The sequence below is a fragment of the Pontibacter liquoris genome (genome assembly GCF_022758235.1).
GTDB classification, from domain to species: Bacteria; Bacteroidota; Bacteroidia; order Cytophagales; family Hymenobacteraceae; genus Pontibacter; species Pontibacter liquoris.
Map to the genome: position 1 here is coordinate 1,239,275 of NZ_JALEBG010000001.1, position 18,568 is coordinate 1,257,842.

Here is an 18,568-nt window from a genome sequence, read left to right on the forward strand (position 1 = left end):
CGTTTTTAGGCTATACACCAGCGTCTAGAAAAGGGTATTGCCAGTCGGCTTGCCTTCTGCTTTTGGTTTGGCAGGCGCCTCGCAGTTCTCTTCGTTAAACACTTGGTCGATGGCCTTTTCGGCATTGCGCAGTTTGTCTTTGCAAAGCTTTATCAATTGCGACGAACGTTGTACCTTTTGCGTCAGCTCGTCCACATCCACTGCATCGTTCTCAATGGCACGAAGTATTTCTTCCAGCTCCTGGGTTGCCTCGCGGTACGTTAAATCTTTTAGCTCCTTATTCATCATTTCCGTCAATATTAACTACCATACTATGGAGGGTGCCATCCTGCATCTTCGTTTGTATCACGTCTCCGTTTTTCGTTTCTTTTATACTTTTAATGATCTTTCCGTTCACCAAGGTTAAGGTATAACCCCGCAGCAGCAGCCGTTCCGGGTCGTTAGCGGCAATGCTCATCTCCAGCAGCTTCATGCGGTGGTTTTCGTGCTGGAGTTTATTTTGCGCCCCATACTTCAGCTTGTCGTCTAGGCGGGTGGCGCGTAACTGTTCCTGCTGCAGCGTGTCTTTGGCTTCTGTTTCAAGGCAGTGCACCAGGTGGTTCAGCTCATGTTCTTTCATGTGCAGGTAGCGCTGGCTCTTGCCCTCCACACAAACCGAGAGTTCCTGCAGCTGGGTATGCTGGGCATGGAGCAGGTCTTTGGTCGAGGCGCTGATGTCTTTGTCGAGGTTACTGACCAGGTGCTTCTGTGCTTCCAGGTAGGTTTTGGGTTTGAGCACCAGCCCCCGCGAGAGCTGTTCCAGCTGGTCTTTGTTTGTTTGCAGCAGCGCCTTTGTCTGGTTGGTGTAGCGCAGGCGCAGGCGCTCAAGCCTGTCCTCGGTCAGCCGGAGCTGTTGCGCCGAAAACATGCGGATGCTATCGTAAAAGCCTTCGGCCAGTTCCTCGGCTTCCCGAAATGTATCGAGCAAAAAATTGGCTACCGCGGTCGGTGTTTTCAGGCGGGTATGCGCCACCAGGTCCGCAATGCTTTCGTCGCGCTCGTGGCCGATACCCGTGAGCACCGGTAGGGGAGCGTGGCCGATAGCCGCTGCGATACTATAATCATCAAAGCAACTGAGGTCTGTCTGCGAGCCACCGCCCCGGATCAGCACAATGGCGTCGAAGCGGTCTTTGTACCGGGCCACCAGGTCCATGGCGCGTTTTACCGAAGCGGGCGCCTCGTTGCCCTGTACCGTCGCCGGAAAAAGGGTGGTATCGAAGGTATAGCCGAATGTATTATGCCGGAGCTGGTGAATAAAGTCCTGGTACCCGGCGGCGGTAGCTGACGAAATAATGGCTAGGCGTTGCGGCACCAGCGGCAGCTCCAGGGCTTTGTTGGCTTCCAGCAGACCTTCAGCTTCCAGCCGTTTCAGGGTTTCCTGCCGCTGGCGGGCCAGGTCTCCGATGGTATAGTTCGGATCGATGTTAACGATATCCAGGCTTAAGCCATACAGCTCATGAAAGCGCACGGTAGCCTGGAACAGGATCTTGAGGCCTGCTTTCAGGGGGTGCCCTGTTTTCTCCTCAAAGTAGCGGCCCAGCATCTGGAAACGTGCGCTCCAGATCGTGGCCCGCGCCTGCGCCAGCATCTGGCGGGCATCGTCGCCTTTGTCCACCAGGGTCAGGTAGCAGTGGCCTTTGCGGCGGTCGGGCGATACCTGTGCCACCTCGGCCACCACCCAATAGCTTTCCGGAAACGCTACTTCCAGCTCCTCCCGAATCTGCTGGTGCAGCTGGTAAAGCGAAAGCGGCGTTTGCAACTCCTGGTAAGCGGATGTCTGCTTAAAAATAAACTGCGCCATGTGCCTGGGGCCTTGTGCTACTGAAAGGTTAAACAGAGCCGGTCTAAGTGCCTGCTTCCGAGGCACAAGATAAGATTTTGTAGCTTCAGCGCCAAGCGAAGCCGCACCGGTTTTTGCTTTCTTTAATATAGGGGCAGCAGGATGTTATGTGAGTCTCAGGCGCTTGGTTCGTAAAAGCGTTCGTATACTTGTTCCCTAATTTTGGTAACGATATCTTCCAGCTCGGCGGGCTGCAGCATGGGTGGGCTCGTCATTAGGACCAGGGGCACGGGCTGCCCGTGGCGCTGGTAGGGCGGCTGCTGGTACGGGAAGGAGTCGTGCAGCGTAAAGCCCAGCCGTTCATAAAAGCCTACCCGCCGGGTGCTCAGTTTGTCGGTTGGGGCCTCTACTTCCAGTATGATCGGGACGTTTGTCTGCGCCAGCAGCCATTGTATGGCGCGCTCGCCCAGGTGCATTCCGCGCAGCGGGGGAATAATGGAAAGGTGCTCGAGAAAGAGAAAATCATCAAACTGCCAGTGTATACTGAATCCGGCAAATCGCCCGGCCGGCAACAAAGCATGTACGTGCATGTTGGGTTCTGAAAGCAGCTGCTGCAGTTGCGGTAGTGTGCGCCGCTGCTCCTCTACAAAGGCCATTTCATATAGTTGCTGCAGCGCCGGCAAATGAGGGTGGTCGCCGTGCTGTATTCGGGTGACGTGGTACATGGGCATCTGCTGAGTTTGTATTTTTCGGTTACGTTTTTAATTATGTGTGGTTCTGATGTTTCAGAACGTGCCTCCGGCAAAGATTCCGAAGGGCTTGTTACATCAGGTAAGCGGTATAAAAAGCTACTACGCCGGGCTACTAAGTATTTCCGGTCAGAAACGCGGCAATTTATACTTGGTGAAAGACCCGGAGCAGCCTAAACAGGTACGGAAAATAACCTTATGCGTAGAGACTTCTTTGCCGCCCGTCATACTTCCTGTTAATGCACCACGCGCAGGACCGGCTCCTCCAACGGCTGCATGGTCTCATGGTCGATGGTATAGTAGCTGACCAGGCTCGGGCCGTAGCCCAGGTTAATTTCCACCGCCGTGTTTTCTCCGGGCAGCATCGTGATCACGTCCGTGCGCAGGGCTTCATATTGCCCCAGCAGCCGCTCGATCTGCTGCTCTGTTTCGGCCAGCTTGCTGCGCGCAGGCTCTTTTTCGGGCTGTTGGTGCCGTAGCGACAGTACTTCTGCCTCCAGCTGCCGGATCGTATGCTCCACCTCCAGGTACTGCTTCACCTTATTCTCCAGCGGTATCAGCGAGTCGTCCAGGTATTCCGTCAGGTTTTCCATAGGAAGGAGAAATTGGTACAGCAACGTATACGTAGTTTGCAGAATTTAATAGTAGTTAATACGGATTTTACAAAAGCTGGCTACAGCCATTTAAACAGCTTGCGAATAAAGGGTAGGCGCTGGTGGTAGGGCGGGTAGCGCACCGGCAGATCCAGCCAGGTGCCGCGGTTCACGATGCTTTTTTTATGGGAGAACAGGTCGAAACTGGCCTGGCCATGGTAACTGCCCATGCCGCTGTGCCCGACGCCTCCAAACGGAAGGTTGGGGTTGATCAGGTGCGAGATCGTGTCGTTGATACAACCGCCGCCAAAGGGAACCTGCTCAAGCACTTTGTGCTGCTTCTCTTTGCTGGACGTGAACAGGTATAGCGCCAATGGTTTTTCGTGGCTGTTTATCTGGGCAATCGCATCGTCGATCTCCTCATAAGCAAGAATGGGCAGTATAGGGCCAAAGATCTCTTCCTGCATTACCGGGTGCTCCCAGGTAATATGCTCCAGAATGGTTGGGGCAAAGTAGCGGGTGGCAGCATCGGTCTGGCCTCCCATGCGCACGCTACCCTCTTTCAGGAAATTGGATAGCCGGTTAAAATGTTTGTCGTTGATGATGCGGGCATAGTCCGGGCTTTGGGCCGGGTCTTCGCCGTAAAAATCGCGGATGCACTGGCCCAGCAGCTGAATGAATTCTTCCTTTACCTGCTCGCGTACCAGCACATAATCAGGGGCTACGCAGGTTTGGCCGGCATTCATAAACTTGCCCCACGTAATGCGGCGGGCCGCCAGCTCCAGATCCGCATCCAGCGCCACTATGGCCGGGCTTTTGCCGCCCAATTCGAGAGTTACCGGCGTCAGGTGCTCGGCAGCAGCTTTCATCACAATACGGCCCACGGGGGTGCTTCCGGTAAAAAAGATATAGTCGAAGCGCTGCTGCAGCAGCTGTTGCGTGGTTTCCACACCGCCTTCCAGCGCCGCCACATAGGCATCGTCGAAGTTCTCCCGGATCATTTTTTCGATAGCGGCAGCAGTATGCGGGGCTAGTTCCGAGGGCTTGACGATGGCACAGTTTCCGGCAGCCATGGCGCCGATCAGCGGAGCCAGCACCAATTGCAAGGGGTAGTTCCAGGGGCCGATAAGCAGCGTCAGGCCGAAGGGCTCGGAGTGGATCGTGCTCCGGGCCGGGAAATTGATGATGGTCTCGCGCACGCGCCGGGGTTTTGCCCAGCTTTCCAGTTTGTGAAGTGCCAGCTTTAGTTCCTGCTCCAGAAAGCCTACTTCTGTTGTAAACGACTCCATAGCAGGCTTCCGGAAATCAGCATACAGAGCATCTGTCAGCGCCTGTTCGTTTTCATACAGCGCCTGCTGCAGGTCACGCAGGCGTTCTTTTCGAAAAGCAAGCGGAAGGGTTTTGCCGCTGCGGAAAAAGGTGCGTTGCCGTTTCAGTAGCTGTTTCACCTGGTTTTCAACAGGTGAAACAGCTACTGGGTTCGGTGGCGGAACACGGGACATAAGGAGCAAATATGGAGTGGATTTAGAGCCGTTGCAACCTGTACCCGGCTCTGGCATCTATGAAGATATACGTTTAATTCCAGACCAGCTATATAGGAGGGTGCACGAGTTGGTAAGTTGCTGTCGGAGCAGGGTAAAAGGTATAAAATAGTAGGTTTATAGGGCGTGTTGCCAAGTAACGGTTTTCCGGAATACAGCCGTTTTGTGCTTACCCCGACATATCCCAGGTACAGCCGAAGCCGGGAAAGTATGGGAAAGGGCAGCAGGATTCGGCAGGCGGTATTTTTCGGCAACAGGTGTACGGAATGAGTATATTTGAACAAACGCCTTTGCCGGCAAGTATAAAGCCTGAACCGCCATACTATGAAACTCATCGAATGCCCCCGCGATGCCATGCAAGGCATTACCCGATTTATCCCTACGGAGCGAAAGATCGCCTATATTAACCAACTTTTAAAAGTAGGATTTGATACGATTGATTTTGGAAGCTTTGTGTCGCCCAAGGCCATTCCGCAGCTACGCGACACGGCCGAAGTGCTTGCCAACCTGGAACTGGAAGAAACTGCCACAAAGCTGCTGGCAATTGTGGCTAATGTGCGGGGAGCAGACGAGGCGATGCTGCATGAAAAGATCACGTACGTAGGGTTTCCGTTATCGGTGTCGGAAACGTTTCAGCAGCGCAACACAAACAAAAGTATAGCCGAGGCCCTGCAGCAGCTTGCCCAGATCCAGGAGCTTTGCCAGCGGCACAATAAAACGCTCGTAACCTATATTTCCATGGGCTTTGGCAACCCTTATAACGACCCCTGGAATGCCGAAACGGTGCTGACGTTTGTAGAAAAGCTGGATAAGCTGCAGGTGCAGATCATCTCCCTTTCAGACACCATCGGCGTGTCAGACCCGGCCAATATCACCTACCTGTTCGGCAGCCTGGTCCCGGCGTTTGAGCACATCGAATTCGGCGCACACCTGCATACCACGCCTGCTACCTGGCGCGAGAAAGTAGCCGCTGCCTACGATGCCGGCTGCCGCCGCTTCGACGGGGCCGTGCGCGGCTTTGGCGGCTGCCCCATGGCCAAAGAGGAGCTGGTGGGCAATATGGCGACCGAAAATTTGATCAGCTACTTCGAAAATATTGGCGTAAATTTGCACCTCAACAAAGCAGCGTTCGCGGCAGCTATGGAGCAGTCCGGCACTGTGTTTTCCTGATTATGGCAAGCAGAAAAGTAGTAGATATCTTTATTCCGTGTTTCGTCGACCAGCTCTTTCCGGAAACGGGCCTGAACATGGTAAAAGTGCTGGAGCGCGTTGGCTGTGAGGTAAACTATAATCCTAACCAGACCTGCTGTGGGCAGCCGGCTTTTAACGCAGGCTTTTTTGACGAAGCCCGCGAGGTGGCTACCAAGTTCCTGGATGATTTCTCGAACGAAAGCGCGCATTACATTGTGGCACCTTCGGCCTCGTGTGTGGGCATGGTGCGCAATGCTTACCAGGATATCTTTGTAAAATCATCGAACCTGGTAAAATACCGGACGATGCAGAAAAAGGTGTACGAGCTGACCGAGTTCCTGACCGATGTGCTGGGCATTACGAGCATTCCGGGGGCCGCGCTACGTGGCAAGTTTACCTACCACGACTCCTGCAGCGCTTTGCGCGAGTGCCACATCAAAGCCGGGCCGCGTGCCCTGCTGGAAAGTGTGCAGGGGCTGGAACTGGTAGAGATGGCAGACACTGAAACCTGCTGTGGCTTTGGCGGCACCTTTGCCGTGAAGTTCGAAGCCATTTCCACGGCCATGGCCGAGCAGAAAGTTGATAATGCGCTGGCCACCGGCGCCGATTACATTGTATCGACCGACAGCAGCTGCCTGATGCACCTGGAAGCCTATATTCAAAAGCAGAAAAAGCCGATCCGAACCATGCACATTGCCGATGTGCTGGCCAGCGGCTGGTAAGTATAAACGGTCATCCCAGGTATAAAAGCAACGTCCTGCGCAGTTACTACTGCGCAGGACGTTGCTTTTATACTAAGGTAACATTAGCGGCTGATATAGTAGCTGATGGAGAAAACAAGGGAACTGGAGGATAGGTTTAGGCCGAATGTGCTGATGCTTGATTCTGAATCCGAACTATTATTTTCATTAGCAAGCGCCTTGTACGTATAGCCTAGTTCTCCAAACGATGCCCCTAATCCGATCTTATTACTTGGAAAAAAGGTGATGCCTGGGCTGATTGCTAATCCTGCTTCCTTACTCGTCGAGGTATTTGTATAGCTATTCTGTTGCTCGGGTTCATAGGTTATGGGGTTTAAACCATAAAAAGCCGACTCAAGATCATCCTGCTCATAAGCGTAGTATAAATTAGCCTTCGCATGAAGGGCTATTTTATCGGATAGCATAACGTACTTTTGGAGGTAAGTGCCAATCGAAAGGGACCTACTTTTAGTGCTTATTAAAGCAGAGTTTGGCATAGGTGTGCCACCAGGTTTCATTCTCTCGAAGTTATAAGCGGTACTAATTCCCCACGCCAGGTTGTCCGCTATAAAGTATCCGATACCAGGGCTGATGCTGTAACTTAGCCTTTTGCTTGATACAGTATTGTCCGTGCTTTGCGCATCAGAATAATACGTTCCTTCACTTTTATTCGAATTCAGGCCAAGCCCTCCTGATAGCACAAGGGTGCCTTTACTTGTCTGGGCAAATGCACCTGTGGCAAGTATAAGCAGGGATGCAAGAAGTATAAGCTGTTTCATATGCGTTTTCTATAGCTGGTTTAACGGTTAAAGTAGTAGCCTATCCCGAACGTATAAGTCTTGGGGATCAGGCTAAATGAAAATTGATTATCGGTGGTCGCGCTGTAGAGGTTCTCGCCCTTGGTTTTAGTATAACTATGAGAATAGCCGAGAAGACCCAGGGAGGTAGCTAGACTGAAATGATCCGAAATAAAGTAGTTCAACCCAGGCGAGAGGCTGGCCCCTACATAATACCCTCTCCCTGTCGTGTTCAACGCAGGAGAATCCGGAACCCGGACTTTGGTGAGATGGTAGGAAGCGGTGACAGCTGCCATGCCCGTAAGATAGAGTTGATCGGTCAGTTTCCAGTACCGCTTCAGGTATGGCGTAAACGCAAGGCCGTAGCCTGTTGATTTATGGGGCAGGAGCGGGTTGTCCCCATTATAGCTGTAACCGGACCCGGGAGTGAAGGCGAGGCTGACACCTACGCCCGCTTCCAGGTTATCTTTTAAAAACAGACCAATAGCCGGATTTACCAATACGAGGTGGTTGATCGTTTTAATTTCCTGGTTGTTGACGTTTTGGGTACTCTCGTCTCTTCCGAGCATAACACTACCACTCAGCGCCCTGTTGCCCTGCTGCAGTTGGGCAAAAGCGCCTGTGCCCGAAAAGACCAGAAAGGCCATTACTAAAAGTTTTCTCATGTCTGTTTCCTTCATTCAGATTATCCAAAGCGCCATACTTCTTTCGTTCCCAGGCAAAGTATAAAAGACTCAGGTGTAAGAAGTGAGAGCAATATATAACTATATTCTAATATTACAAGTGCGTTGAAAGTCCCGGTTTACGCCTGCTACTTTAACAGGAACAAGGGCCAACGCCTGGCTGCAGCAAAGGATGCCAGTCTAAGTATAGCGCGGAAGTATGGCAAGAAAGGTAGCATGCAGAAACATAGCCGACAAAGGCTAAAGGAGCGAGGAGCGCAGACGGTTGCATAAAGCGGATTCTGGAAAACTGGTCCTGTTTTTTTATAGAAGGGTTATGGACGCTAAAAGCAACAGGCGTAAGCTCAAGAAGCCATCAAGCTTCGACATGACGCGTGACTGGCAGTCTTTTAAAGTACACGCCAACGAGTGGTTATGAACAGTAGTGGCCCCGCCATCAGGTGGGGCCGCTACTGTTCAGGCGCTGCCATGGCTTTATTTGTGGAAGAAGTAGGACAGGCCCAAATTAAAGTTCATACTCGAGAAATCCAGCTCCAGGATATGGGAGGTATACTTTGTTTCATAGGTGTTGTCGGGGAAGCGCGTGTCTATATTTTTAAATTTCTCATCTACTTTATACCTGCTGTAGGCAAGGGCGCCCAGGTTCAGGCCAATTGCTATTTTATCTGAAACAAAGTAGGAGAGCCCCGGCGATAAGGCAGCCGAATACGTGTTGTAGTGATCGGCAATCGTATAGGTCGTGGTAAAGTTTGGCGCGTTTAAATAAGTAGCAGTATTTACCACGTCAAAAGCAATGTTGTTCCAGCCGCCCGATAGGGTAGCATGGGCCGCCAGTTTTTCTGTCAGAAACTTATACTTGCGGGCATATATCCGGAGCGTTTTCTCCTGCCTGTCCGAGCGTTGATCTGTGATATGGGAATAGTAGGGGGTCAGGCTTTTGTTTTCGGAGTTGTTCATGAAAACAGAAGCCCCGAGCTCCAGGTTATCCTGTAAAAAAAAGCCGGCAGCCACGGCAATGGTATAGTCCTGGTCAAGGGCATCGTACCGCACACCCAGCTCCTCCTTATCAGCAGATCCGGTATTCCGGTAATAGCCCAGTATGCCGGTCAGCGCCACCGTCCCCTGGGTGGTTTGTGCCTGCACCTGGCCGGCAGCCAGCAAAACTAATATCCATACAATAAGTCCTTTTTTCATTGGTGCCGGGTTAGCGTGCCAGGTAATAGCCTACGCCCACGCTGATGCTGTTAGGCGAAAGGTTTGCCGTAAAGGTGTTGTAGGTTCTGGTGGATTGCTGCGTGTCTTTTGGTTTTTCCTGGGTGCCGGTATAGGCCAGCGAGCCGAAAGTAGCGGTTAAGCCGAGCTTTGGTGTAGCAAAGTATGTTAAGCCCGGATAGAGGCCCAGCCCAACGCTGCGGGAGGTGCTGATCACCTGATTGGAGGAAGTGTTCAGGCCCTGATACTTGCCGTTGCCAATCCCCACGCTGGCGTAGCCGGTGGCATGCAGCAGCAGGTTATCCGTAATAGTGAAATATTTCTGGATATAAGGGCGGAAGCTGATGCTGTTGTTGGTGCTGATTGTATGGCCTTCTTCCTGTTTTAATTTGGAAGCGTATTGCGATAAGCCAACCCCGATGCCGATGAGCAGCCCATCCTTTACAAAGTAGCCTACCGATGGATTCAGGTTGATGGTTCTGTTGAGGATACTGTTCTCACTGGCAACACCGTTATTGTTTTTAATAGTTTCGGTGCGGAGACTCACCGAACCTGCAATCACTTTGGTGCCCGTGGTAGTTTGTGCCATGGCAACAGTACTGAACAAAGCAAAAAAGCCGGAAAGAAAGATTATACGAGCCTTTATTTTCATTGGGATTTTAAGGAATCAAATTTTATATGAGAATAATATACAATATTCAGTATATTAAATCTTTTAACCAATTTTTTCAGGGAATTATTTTATAGAAAGTATAGGGCATAAAAAAAACAGGCACTGCGCATACGCAATGCCTGTTCTGATTTGTACTCCGATCCGGCGTTAAAATTGCCGGTATACTACTTTTAGCGGCATGTTCCGCGGCAAATTAGGCCTCCGGCATGATCCGCACCACCAGTCCGTCCAGTTCCGGGTTTACGCGCAGCTGGCACGATAGGCGGCTGTTTTCGGTGGCGTGCGGCAACGACTCGAGCATATACGCTTCATCGTCGCTGGGTTCTGGCAAGGGCGGGCTTTGCAGCACCTCTACGTGGCAGGTAGCGCAGATGGCCATGCCACCGCAGAGCGCCGGAATCTCAAACTCATTGGCTTTTAGCACCTCCATCACCGAAAGGCCCATGTTAGTTGGCGCCTCCACAGAAACGCGGTCGCCGTTTTCGAGCGCCACATAAATTGTAATGATATCGTTTTGCATGATGTTGTTATAATTCCTGAATACCATTTACGGTCGTATACTTCAGCACAAATTTCTTGTCGGGGTATACGATGTTGTAAGCGCTTTGCGCCATAAGGGCCGCCTCATGAAAGCCGCATAAGATCAGCTTGAGCTTACCCGGGTAGGTGTTGATATCCCCAATGGCATACACGCCCGGAACATTGGTGGAATAATCCTTGGTATCAACCACAATGGCATTTTTGTCCAGTTCCAGCCCCCAGTTGTCGATCGGGCCCAACTTGGGCACCAGGCCGAACAGCGGAATAAAATAATCTACTTCCAGCTGAAAGGGCGTGTCGTTGTCCACCATCACGGTGACGCTGTCCAGTTTGCCGTTGCCATGCACTTCCGCCACGTTCGATTTAAGGATCAGCTTGATCTGTCCTTCTTCGGCCATGCTCAGCACCTTGGCTGCCGATTCGGGCGCGCCTCTAAAAGAAGTGCCGCGGTGCACCAGCGTCAGGTCGCTGCACAAGCCAGCCAGGTAAATGGTCCAGTCCAGGGCGGAGTCGCCGCCGCCGGCCAACACCACGCGCTTGTCACGGAATTTCTCAGGATCGAGCACCATGTAATGCACGCCTTTGCCCTCAAATTTTTCCAGGTGTTCGATGGCCGGTTTGCGTGGCTCAAACGAGCCCAGGCCGCCAGCAATCACTACTACTTTACAGGCAATGCGGGTGCCTGCCACGGTGCTCACAATAAAAGAGCCGTCTTCCTGTTTGTCGAGGTTCTCCACGCGCTCGCCCAGCGTAAACGTCGGGTGGAAAGGGGCAATCTGCTTCTGCAGGTTTTTTACCAGGTCGCCTGCGAGCACTTCCGGGAATCCCGGAATATCATAGATGGGTTTTTTGGGATAGATCTCAGTGAGCTGGCCGCCTACGGCTGGCAGGGCATCTACCACATGGCAGCGCATTTTCAGCAACCCTGCTTCAAACACCGCAAAAAGGCCCACCGGACCCGCGCCTACGATGCATATATCCGTTGTTATATCGTTCATGTCAGTTGTTTATACTTAAAATTTGTTGCTACAAAGATACAGCCAAAAAGTAGCTTGCATATCCTTTTTCGAACTTTTCTGCAGCGCAGCAAAGCATCCTATTATAACTATGCCGGCAGGGTGATTTGTTCCTTCACCAGCTCCTGCAGCCGCATGGCATTAAAGGCAGCATAGCCCAGCTGGTCGTTATCAAAGTATACATACACATCATGCCCCGCCTGCTGCCATTCTTTGCACTGTTGCGCCCATCCTTGCAGGGCACTCTCGCTGTAACTGCCCGCATACTTGCCCTCGGGGCCATGCAGGCGCACATACACAAAATCAGCCGTCACTTCCAGCGGCGACAGGTGATATTCCAGTTCATAGATGCAGAAAGCCGCCTGGTGCTCGCGCAGCAAATCCAGCACTTCGGGCGCATACCAGCTGGGGTGCCGGAACTCGAAGGTATAGCGGTAATAGGGAGGGAGCAGCTTCAGAAACTGGCGCAGCCGGTCCACATTCACTTTCCACATGGGCGGCAACTGAAACAGAATGGGGCCGAGCTTTTCTTCCAGCGCATTGATGTTGTGAAACAATCGCGACAATCCTTCCTGTGGCTCTTTCAGCTTCTTCATGTGGGTGATATAGCGGCTGGCCTTCACGGCAAAAAGAAAGTCGTCTGGCACCGCGGCGCGCCAGTTGGCAAAGGTTTCGGCAGAAGGCAGTTTATAAAAAGAGTTGTTGATCTCCACGGTCTGGAAAAAGCGGGTGTAATAGTTGGTGAAGTCTTTCGATTTTACTCCTGCAGGATAGAAGTTTCCCATCCAGTGCTTGTAGTGCCAGCCGGAAGTGCCGATATGTATTTTGTGCTCCATGGGTTCTTTTTCTTGTGCAACGTGAGTTATACTTGGTGTAGCAGCAATGAGTTAAGCAAATCGGGGTTTGCTGCCCACCGGTCGCTTTAAACCAAAGCAAATATGGCCGGAGAAAGATGCCGGGATTTGCTGTGCTGCTGCCTTCCGAAAAAGTTTGTTTACAGCTGAAAAGTCACTTGTGAAAGGGATAGTTTAGCCTGGCTTTAAGGCGCTTGCGGATAAATTACCAGAACAAGCCAGTGCGGGCTGCGTTAAAAATGAGTGTTTATTTCTAACCAAAACCAGCATGCTATGAATAGAAACTATCAGGATAGGGACCGGGCGTATAACCAGGGTAGCGACGCGCGTTATTCCGAAAACAGCCGCTATACTTCGCAGGCCAACCAACAGGACCGGAACCTGGCGAGTGGCCGCAATCGCAACGAAAACCGCAGGGAAAGCGACTACAACCAGGACTACAATAATGATTATAACCGGAACTATAACCGCGATTACAACCGCGACTATAACAGCTATCATTTGTATAAACGCGACCATGACCGGGGCCCATCCCGCAGCGAACACACCACGAACTTTGGTGCCAGGGCGCAGGGCGATTACAGTGGCGGCACCCGGTATGGCGAAGGGGGCAGCACGTATGGCGGCGGGTCTGGCTATGGCCATTCCTATTATGGCCCGGCAGGTGACCAGGGATGGCGCAACAGCAGCAGTGATCGTGAACCTTCCCATTCAGTAAATGTGCAGCGCGGCTACGATCGTTACATGGATGCTGACAGTCGAAACTACGGCAGCTTTGCCGGCTACCGGCAGGAAGACTTTGGTGGCAGCCGCAACCAAGACCACGATTATCGAAGTGGCGCCAATACAGGCTACAACCGGGGTAATGCGAACTTTAACCAAACCGGCTACGGTGCTACCCGCTACAACAACCGCGACATGGATCGGGAACGCAGCGCCTCCCGTAACCGGGACGAAGACAACCGCAACGATGAATACACCAGAAGCCGCTACCGCGCCGATTACCGCAGAGAACTCTAGGCCCAGGGTGGCAGCCTGCTATAGGCTGAGAAAACCGAACAGGGCTGCCTGCGTTTAAAACAAGGTAATTGTGTGTATTATTTAACAGCTACGAAAGCATGAGACACGATAATCAGGATTTATACTTCCATAGTGAACTGGGCGATGAGAACCGCCGCCACTATGGCGCCGGCGATCAGAGCCGGGGCGCTTTTGGCCGCAACCACCGCGACAACGATCACGACTTTGATAACGAGCAGTTACGGAACTACCAGCGCCGCGATTATGACATGGAGAACAGATACTATGAAAACCTGCGTGGCGACAACAACGATCTGGGCAATATCCGGCAGGGCTATGGGGTTTCCACTTTTGGCGGCAGCAGCTATGGCTATGATTCGGACCGGAACGGCAACCGCCAGGAAAGGGAACGAAGCGACCAACAGGGCTATGGCACCGGCCGCATGGGCGGTTACAGCGGCTCGGCTTTTGGAGGCGCTAATTACAGCGCCCACGGCGCGTTTGGCGGCTCCCCGGAGTATGGCTCGATGAGTGGGGGCGGAGGTAACCTGAATGACGATGCCTCCTCGTCGGGTTACGGAAGCGGGTATGGCAACCGTTCGGAACGCAGCCGCTATGGCCACCGGAACGCCTCTGATGCGGATCGCTACGACCAACGTCCCTATTCCGGTAACCCGGATCGGGGCGGGTATCGGAATGATGACCCGAACAGGTGGCACTAACGCACCGCTATACTATAAAAAAGGCCCGCTCATATGCGGGCCTTTTTTATAGTATAGCGGTTATATGTATGATCAGCTTACTGCACTCAGGGCTTCTTCTTCAGTTGCTACAATCGGGATGACCTTTTCCAGGCCCAGAATGCAGAGGATATTTTTGATACGGGGCTGAACGCCGAAGAGGAACAGCTTCACCGAACGGTGTTTACAATCATGAAAGGTGGAAAGCACGGCACCAAGTCCGGCAGAGGAGATATAGGTCAGGTCATTACAATCAATCAGAATAGCTTTGGTGGTGCTTTTTAAGGCTTCTACCATGGCCGTGTCTGCCACCGTGGAGGTGCTGGCATCCAGTTCGCCCGATAACCGGACAAGTGCTACCTCGCCGTGCTGTTCTGTTGTAACATCAAAATGTTGTTTCATGGCCTGTTTCCTCTTAGCTCAAAACATGCCCCTTTTAGTTGAACTGGTTTCTGCAAATTCTGTTGCGGTTACATGTACCAAAGTTAGCAGGCAAGGCAATTCCGCGTAATGTAAGACCAGGCAATAAAGGAGCTGTTAGTGCATGGTATGCCGGGAATGCCGAAGAGAAATAAGAATCGATTCGCCTCCGTCTGCCTCACACATCATCGCAATCAAAAATACACGATATCAGAAAACTAATATAGGGTTTTATACAGAAAAATTACTTCGGTAAATACTTATATTTTTATAGTTATATTAAATAATTGAGCCGGGTGTAGCCGGCACAGCACAAGGTAACTATGCGGGGTAGAAGTTAGCGGATCAGCAGGTGGTTTGTATAATTATATTCTGAATTTGAATTCTTTTATTTAGTATAATCCGTATAAGAAAAATCCCTTGTAAAGAAGATAGGAAGTATGGCACTGGCAAGCAGGATAAAAATGCCCGGAATTGCAGCAGGCCATTGCCCGGAAATATACCGCATAGCCATGAAAGGATGATAAGAGTTATACTTACGGATGACCATAAAATGGTACGGGAAGGGTTAAGGGCCCTGTTGCTTGATTCGGATTCCATACAGGTAGTGGGGGAGACGGCAGATGGGCAGGAGCTCCTGCATTTGCTCCAGACCACCCCGGCCGACGTGGTGCTGATGGATATGAACATGCCCGGTAAGAATGGCCTGGAGACGACCACAGAGATGAAACAGGCTTTTCCCCACGTCAAAGTGCTGGTGCTCTCGATGCTGGACCATGAACGGCATGTGGCGCAAATGATCGAAGCGGGAGCGGCGGGGTATATCCTGAAAAATGCGGGCAAAGAAGAACTGGTATCGGCCATACAACTGGTTGCTGCCGGCGTGCCCTACATCAGCTCCGAAATCACCATCGATCTATTGAAGAAAACGCCGGTACCTGGCAGACATGAAAGCCCGCCCGCCGAAAAATCGAAATGCGACCTGACCAGGCGTGAACTGGAAATATTGGCGCTTATTGCTGAAGGCCACACCAATGCCGAGATATCTGAAATGCTCTTTACCAGCAAGCGTACCATAGAAACGCACCGCCAGAATCTGCTCGAAAAAACGCAGACCAACAACACGGCCACGCTGATTAAGTATGCCTTTAAAAACGGCCTGCTTTCCTGACAAAGCGATCATACTTTAGGGCCAGCCAGCGGCTGGTGATCACTGCCCGGCTTGCAACCTCAAAGCCAGCTTGCATCGTGCGGCCCTTTTCCCGATACTTGTTCAAGCAGTCCAGCGTATAATCTTGGTGGGTGCGCTATACCTTGCGGCAACGCCCTCCGTACAGAAACAAAACCTAGCAAGAAAAAGAGCATGAAAAACCGGACAGTGGAGCGCCTGCTGTATGCAGAAATAACAGACATGGGAGACATGCCCGTTCGGCAGCCTTTCCCTACCCAGCAGGTAGGGCAGCTGGACCCTTTTCTGTTGCTCCACCACCACATAGCGGAGCTGCCCGAGGATGCCATTCCCGGTAAGGCCGGTGTGGGGCCGCACCCGCACCGGGGCTTTTCGGCGGTTACGTTTGTGTACCGCGGTGGCGTGCACCACCGTGACTCGCGCGGCAATAACAGCGTGGTGTATGCCGGTGGCACGCAGTGGCTGCATGCCGGCATGGGTTTGGTACACAGCGAGCGCCCGCCGCACGACCTGCAGGAACACGGCGGCGTACAGGAAATCGTGCAGTTGTGGATCAACTCGCCTGCCGCGCATAAAATGGACCAGCCCTCATACCAGGCTTTGCAGGCTGAAGATACCCCGGTTGTGGAAAGTGAAGACCGCAAAGTGCGCGTACAGGTTGTGGCCGGAACATACCAGGTCGCTACAGGGCCCATAAAACCGGTAAGCCCGGTACTTGCCCTGCGCCTGACGATGAAAGCCACCGGAGTTTGCCAGGTGCCTTTGCCCGAAAATTTTAATGCCTTTTTATACTTGCTCGATGGCAGCATCCGCCTCGAAGGGTATGGGTTGGTAGAAGGCCATTATGCGGTTATGCTGCACCGCGATGGCGAAGGCGTGACCCTGACCGCTACGGAAGATACCCGCGTCCTGCTCATGGCCGCAGCTCCGCTAGATGAGCCGGTAGCGAGCCACGGCCCCTTTGTCATGAACAACCAGACCCAGCTGATGCAGGCCATGCGCGATTACCAGATGGGCAAAATGGGCATCCTGATAGAAGACTAACCTGCCTTTTGTTAATCCATCATATTGATCCAGTCCTGAGCGGCCTGCAGCGAGGTGAACTGGGCAAAACTTGCTTTGGCTAAAAATTGGGAGTGGGTTTTATCAGCGATGTTTTCGTAGGCGATGTACTGGAAGACATCGCTGCTGCCGATGCGGGCCAATTTCCGGAGGCCGGAGGCCGCCAGTTCCGGCGATACCTCTTTCAGGATCCACTGCTGGTCAGCCACGGAAGGGCTGCGCAGTTGGTGGGCATCAATTATCCAGAACCGGATATCATACTCCCGGATGACCTGCAGAAACCGGAGCACGCCTGCTCTGAGTTCTTCGCTGCTTGTTTGCCTGAGCCAGGTCGTATACAGCAGGTGCTGGTTGCGGGTAACTTCAATGCGTAAATAATCCGGGGCTTTAAGTGTTATCATAGCAGGGGTGTAGGTGTAAGTGGCGAAAGTGCAATAAAACCAACAATAGGAAATAAAGCAATATGCTGGCAGTTTTAAGTTACCTGGTAAGTATGATTTAATTTCTTTTTGATAGAACAGGCACTAGCATTGTGTAATTGAAGTTATACCTTACAGCTTTGATCCAATTTTGCAGTAGCTACAAGTATGATGCGTTTGCAAAAGCCGCTGGCAGGGCTACTGCCGAAGCAGGAGTTGCAGGGATGTAGTTTTCGTAACTAAATGGGTGCTTGCAAATTATCATTCAGGCAGAAAGCACCTTTTTCAAACCAGCATTAAACCTTACTCATTTTTTGGTACAGCTTTATACTTGCGACTCCTTTAAAGACTGCTATACTTTAATAGTGGTGAAGAAGCTGTAAATCTCAGGAAAGTGCTTATATTTAAATAGCTATATAGTAAGAATAGGTCAAATTAAGTGCCTGTAAAAGCTTGATTTTCTGTTAAGCCTACTTACGCATATAAGGCAGATAACCGTCATCGTGACGGATATACTATAGTTGGCAGGAAGTAAATAATTATTCAATTAAGACATTCCTAATATGAAAATAATAGCAACAGTTTTAATGTGGATGTCAGTAACATTAATATTTAGTTCTTGTGTAAGGGAAGATGTTGATGTCTTTACCATAGAGGGTTATATAACTGATGAAATATCACATCAGCCAATTGCAGGTGTCCCTATTACGTTCATTGCAATCAAATCTCCTTCAGGGATGGGAATACTTAATGGCGGTAATAGTGAAACTGCAGGCCAAGCAACTACAAATGAAAAAGGCTATTATAAAGCAAAGCTGAAAGTTATCAAAGAAGCTAATGGCCTTGAAATGCAGATAAACGAGGACCACTTACGTGAGGGATATATGTATATTACCCATCCAATTCCAATTTCAGACTTAAGAAAAGGAAGTAACAGTACTTTTAGCCATACTCTCAGCCCAACAGCAATTCTTAAAATTAAATTTGTCAACATCAGCCCTGTTTCTGATTTGGATGAATTTCAGCTGCTTTGGAGTACTCCGGGATGGGCGAAAGGAATTATCGATAAGCAAAGTTGTGGAACAGTAAAAGAATCGGAAGTAAATAAATGGATAGGTAAAGACGTTTGTGGAGTTTATACAATTGATGTTGTTGCCGGATATAAAAAAGATATAGATTGGATGGTAACTAAAAATAATATTGAAAGACGCTTTTCAGATTCTGTCTATGTGAAACTTGGAGAAATTAATGAGTTTCAAATAAATTATTGAGGCAGTTGATTAGAAAACCAACTGCCAACAAAACACAGG

The 18,568-nt window shown here is 51.1% G+C and carries 21 protein-coding genes; 7 read left to right on the forward strand and 14 right to left on the reverse strand.

Features of this window, described 5'->3' with window-relative positions; all coding sequences use genetic code 11:
- Positions 1–24: 24 nt before the first annotated feature.
- The 5 genes from xseB to LWL52_RS05080 form a co-directional block, all read right to left on the reverse strand.
- Positions 25–288: an exodeoxyribonuclease VII small subunit gene (gene xseB, locus LWL52_RS05060; RefSeq protein ID WP_242917523.1), complete on the reverse strand. Its 264-nt coding sequence runs from the start codon at positions 286–288 to the stop codon at positions 25–27.
- The gene (gene xseA, locus LWL52_RS05065; protein WP_242917525.1) at positions 278–1,840 is read right to left on the reverse strand and encodes an exodeoxyribonuclease VII large subunit; all 1,563 of its coding nucleotides are present in this window, start codon (positions 1,838–1,840) and stop codon (positions 278–280) included. Before xseA ends, xseB begins: the two co-directional genes overlap by 11 nt.
- Before the next feature lie 155 nt (positions 1,841–1,995).
- Entirely contained in the window at positions 1,996–2,550 is a 555-nt protein-coding gene (locus tag LWL52_RS05070; RefSeq protein WP_242917527.1) for a GNAT family N-acetyltransferase, read from the reverse strand.
- A gap of 254 nt (positions 2,551–2,804) precedes the next feature.
- On the reverse strand, positions 2,805–3,161 hold the full coding sequence (locus tag LWL52_RS05075) for a hypothetical protein (RefSeq protein ID WP_242917529.1): 357 nt from the start codon (positions 3,159–3,161) through the stop codon (positions 2,805–2,807).
- Between the two features lie 80 nt (positions 3,162–3,241).
- Positions 3,242–4,609 carry an aldehyde dehydrogenase gene (locus tag LWL52_RS05080; RefSeq protein WP_242917531.1) on the reverse strand — a complete coding sequence of 456 codons (1,368 nt, stop codon included), beginning with the start codon at positions 4,607–4,609 and terminating at the stop codon, positions 3,242–3,244.
- Between the two features lie 417 nt (positions 4,610–5,026).
- On the opposite strand from LWL52_RS05080, the gene LWL52_RS05085 reads away from it, so the two are divergent.
- A complete protein-coding gene (locus LWL52_RS05085) occupies positions 5,027–5,872 on the forward strand; it encodes a hydroxymethylglutaryl-CoA lyase (RefSeq protein WP_242917533.1) in 846 nt (281 codons plus the stop codon).
- Between the two features lie 2 nt (positions 5,873–5,874).
- The gene (locus tag LWL52_RS05090; RefSeq protein ID WP_242917535.1) at positions 5,875–6,615 is read left to right on the forward strand and encodes a (Fe-S)-binding protein; all 741 of its coding nucleotides are present in this window, start codon (positions 5,875–5,877) and stop codon (positions 6,613–6,615) included.
- Between the two features lie 83 nt (positions 6,616–6,698).
- Here LWL52_RS05090 and LWL52_RS05095 read toward each other — a convergent pair whose 3' ends face one another.
- The 7 genes from LWL52_RS05095 to LWL52_RS05125 all read right to left on the reverse strand — a co-directional run bounded on the left by LWL52_RS05095 (position 6,699) and on the right by LWL52_RS05125 (position 12,390).
- A complete protein-coding gene (locus LWL52_RS05095) occupies positions 6,699–7,412 on the reverse strand; it encodes an outer membrane beta-barrel protein (protein WP_242917537.1) in 714 nt (237 codons plus the stop codon).
- A gap of 20 nt (positions 7,413–7,432) precedes the next feature.
- Positions 7,433–8,095 (reverse strand): DUF3575 domain-containing protein, encoded by a 663-nt coding sequence (locus LWL52_RS05100; protein WP_242917539.1) that lies wholly within the window; start codon positions 8,093–8,095, stop codon positions 7,433–7,435.
- A 492-nt stretch (positions 8,096–8,587) separates the two neighbouring features.
- Positions 8,588–9,307 (reverse strand): hypothetical protein, encoded by a 720-nt coding sequence (locus LWL52_RS05105; protein ID WP_242917541.1) that lies wholly within the window; start codon positions 9,305–9,307, stop codon positions 8,588–8,590.
- Between the two features lie 10 nt (positions 9,308–9,317).
- Entirely contained in the window at positions 9,318–9,914 is a 597-nt protein-coding gene (locus tag LWL52_RS05110; RefSeq protein ID WP_242917543.1) for a hypothetical protein, read from the reverse strand.
- 277 nt (positions 9,915–10,191) lie between these two features.
- The gene (locus tag LWL52_RS05115) at positions 10,192–10,518 is read right to left on the reverse strand and encodes a 2Fe-2S iron-sulfur cluster-binding protein (RefSeq protein ID WP_242917545.1); all 327 of its coding nucleotides are present in this window, start codon (positions 10,516–10,518) and stop codon (positions 10,192–10,194) included.
- 7 nt (positions 10,519–10,525) lie between these two features.
- Positions 10,526–11,536, reverse strand: coding sequence for an NAD(P)/FAD-dependent oxidoreductase (locus tag LWL52_RS05120; protein WP_242917547.1), 1,011 nt, complete (start codon positions 11,534–11,536; stop codon positions 10,526–10,528).
- Between the two features lie 107 nt (positions 11,537–11,643).
- A complete protein-coding gene (locus LWL52_RS05125; protein ID WP_242917549.1) occupies positions 11,644–12,390 on the reverse strand; it encodes a DUF72 domain-containing protein in 747 nt (248 codons plus the stop codon).
- 291 nt (positions 12,391–12,681) lie between these two features.
- On the opposite strand from LWL52_RS05125, the gene LWL52_RS05130 reads away from it, so the two are divergent.
- Both LWL52_RS05130 and LWL52_RS05135 read left to right on the forward strand, forming a co-directional pair.
- Entirely contained in the window at positions 12,682–13,428 is a 747-nt protein-coding gene (locus LWL52_RS05130; protein WP_242917551.1) for a hypothetical protein, read from the forward strand.
- A 98-nt stretch (positions 13,429–13,526) separates the two neighbouring features.
- Positions 13,527–14,150 carry a hypothetical protein gene (locus LWL52_RS05135; RefSeq protein WP_242917553.1) on the forward strand — a complete coding sequence of 208 codons (624 nt, stop codon included), beginning with the start codon at positions 13,527–13,529 and terminating at the stop codon, positions 14,148–14,150.
- 72 nt (positions 14,151–14,222) lie between these two features.
- On the opposite strand, the gene LWL52_RS05140 is transcribed toward LWL52_RS05135, so the two are convergent.
- Positions 14,223–14,570 (reverse strand): STAS domain-containing protein, encoded by a 348-nt coding sequence (locus LWL52_RS05140; protein ID WP_242917555.1) that lies wholly within the window; start codon positions 14,568–14,570, stop codon positions 14,223–14,225.
- 538 nt (positions 14,571–15,108) lie between these two features.
- On the opposite strand from LWL52_RS05140, the gene LWL52_RS05145 reads away from it, so the two are divergent.
- A complete protein-coding gene (locus LWL52_RS05145) occupies positions 15,109–15,759 on the forward strand; it encodes a response regulator (RefSeq protein ID WP_242917557.1) in 651 nt (216 codons plus the stop codon).
- 192 nt (positions 15,760–15,951) lie between these two features.
- Positions 15,952–16,821, forward strand: coding sequence for a pirin family protein (locus LWL52_RS05150; RefSeq protein WP_242917559.1), 870 nt, complete (start codon positions 15,952–15,954; stop codon positions 16,819–16,821).
- A gap of 11 nt (positions 16,822–16,832) precedes the next feature.
- Here the strand turns inward: LWL52_RS05150 and LWL52_RS05155 are convergent, their stop codons facing one another.
- Positions 16,833–17,240, reverse strand: coding sequence for a hypothetical protein (locus LWL52_RS05155; RefSeq protein WP_242917561.1), 408 nt, complete (start codon positions 17,238–17,240; stop codon positions 16,833–16,835).
- Positions 17,241–17,821: 581 nt separating this feature from the next.
- Here LWL52_RS05155 and LWL52_RS05160 point away from each other — a divergent pair.
- Positions 17,822–18,529, forward strand: a complete 708-nt coding sequence (locus tag LWL52_RS05160) for an Ig-like domain-containing protein (RefSeq protein ID WP_242917563.1) — start codon at positions 17,822–17,824, stop codon at positions 18,527–18,529.
- Positions 18,530–18,568: the final 39 nt, after the last annotated feature.

Coding starts and splice junctions, on each gene's coding strand:
- xseB (WP_242917523.1), bottom strand. CDS start 288: ATGATGAATAAGGAGCTAAAAGATTTAACGTACCGCGAGGCAACCCAG.
- xseA (WP_242917525.1), bottom strand. CDS start 1,840: ATGGCGCAGTTTATTTTTAAGCAGACATCCGCTTACCAGGAGTTGCAA.
- LWL52_RS05070 (WP_242917527.1), bottom strand. CDS start 2,550: ATGCCCATGTACCACGTCACCCGAATACAGCACGGCGACCACCCTCAT.
- LWL52_RS05075 (WP_242917529.1), bottom strand. CDS start 3,161: ATGGAAAACCTGACGGAATACCTGGACGACTCGCTGATACCGCTGGAG.
- LWL52_RS05085 (WP_242917533.1), top strand. CDS start 5,027: ATGAAACTCATCGAATGCCCCCGCGATGCCATGCAAGGCATTACCCGA.
- LWL52_RS05090 (WP_242917535.1), top strand. CDS start 5,875: ATGGCAAGCAGAAAAGTAGTAGATATCTTTATTCCGTGTTTCGTCGAC.
- LWL52_RS05095 (WP_242917537.1), bottom strand. CDS start 7,412: ATGAAACAGCTTATACTTCTTGCATCCCTGCTTATACTTGCCACAGGT.
- LWL52_RS05100 (WP_242917539.1), bottom strand. CDS start 8,095: ATGAGAAAACTTTTAGTAATGGCCTTTCTGGTCTTTTCGGGCACAGGC.
- LWL52_RS05105 (WP_242917541.1), bottom strand. CDS start 9,307: ATGAAAAAAGGACTTATTGTATGGATATTAGTTTTGCTGGCTGCCGGC.
- LWL52_RS05110 (WP_242917543.1), bottom strand. CDS start 9,914: ATGGCACAAACTACCACGGGCACCAAAGTGATTGCAGGTTCGGTGAGT.
- LWL52_RS05115 (WP_242917545.1), bottom strand. CDS start 10,518: ATGCAAAACGATATCATTACAATTTATGTGGCGCTCGAAAACGGCGAC.
- LWL52_RS05120 (WP_242917547.1), bottom strand. CDS start 11,536: ATGAACGATATAACAACGGATATATGCATCGTAGGCGCGGGTCCGGTG.
- LWL52_RS05125 (WP_242917549.1), bottom strand. CDS start 12,390: ATGGAGCACAAAATACATATCGGCACTTCCGGCTGGCACTACAAGCAC.
- LWL52_RS05130 (WP_242917551.1), top strand. CDS start 12,682: ATGAATAGAAACTATCAGGATAGGGACCGGGCGTATAACCAGGGTAGC.
- LWL52_RS05135 (WP_242917553.1), top strand. CDS start 13,527: ATGAGACACGATAATCAGGATTTATACTTCCATAGTGAACTGGGCGAT.
- LWL52_RS05140 (WP_242917555.1), bottom strand. CDS start 14,570: ATGAAACAACATTTTGATGTTACAACAGAACAGCACGGCGAGGTAGCA.
- LWL52_RS05145 (WP_242917557.1), top strand. CDS start 15,109: ATGATAAGAGTTATACTTACGGATGACCATAAAATGGTACGGGAAGGG.
- LWL52_RS05150 (WP_242917559.1), top strand. CDS start 15,952: ATGAAAAACCGGACAGTGGAGCGCCTGCTGTATGCAGAAATAACAGAC.
- LWL52_RS05155 (WP_242917561.1), bottom strand. CDS start 17,240: ATGATAACACTTAAAGCCCCGGATTATTTACGCATTGAAGTTACCCGC.
- LWL52_RS05160 (WP_242917563.1), top strand. CDS start 17,822: ATGAAAATAATAGCAACAGTTTTAATGTGGATGTCAGTAACATTAATA.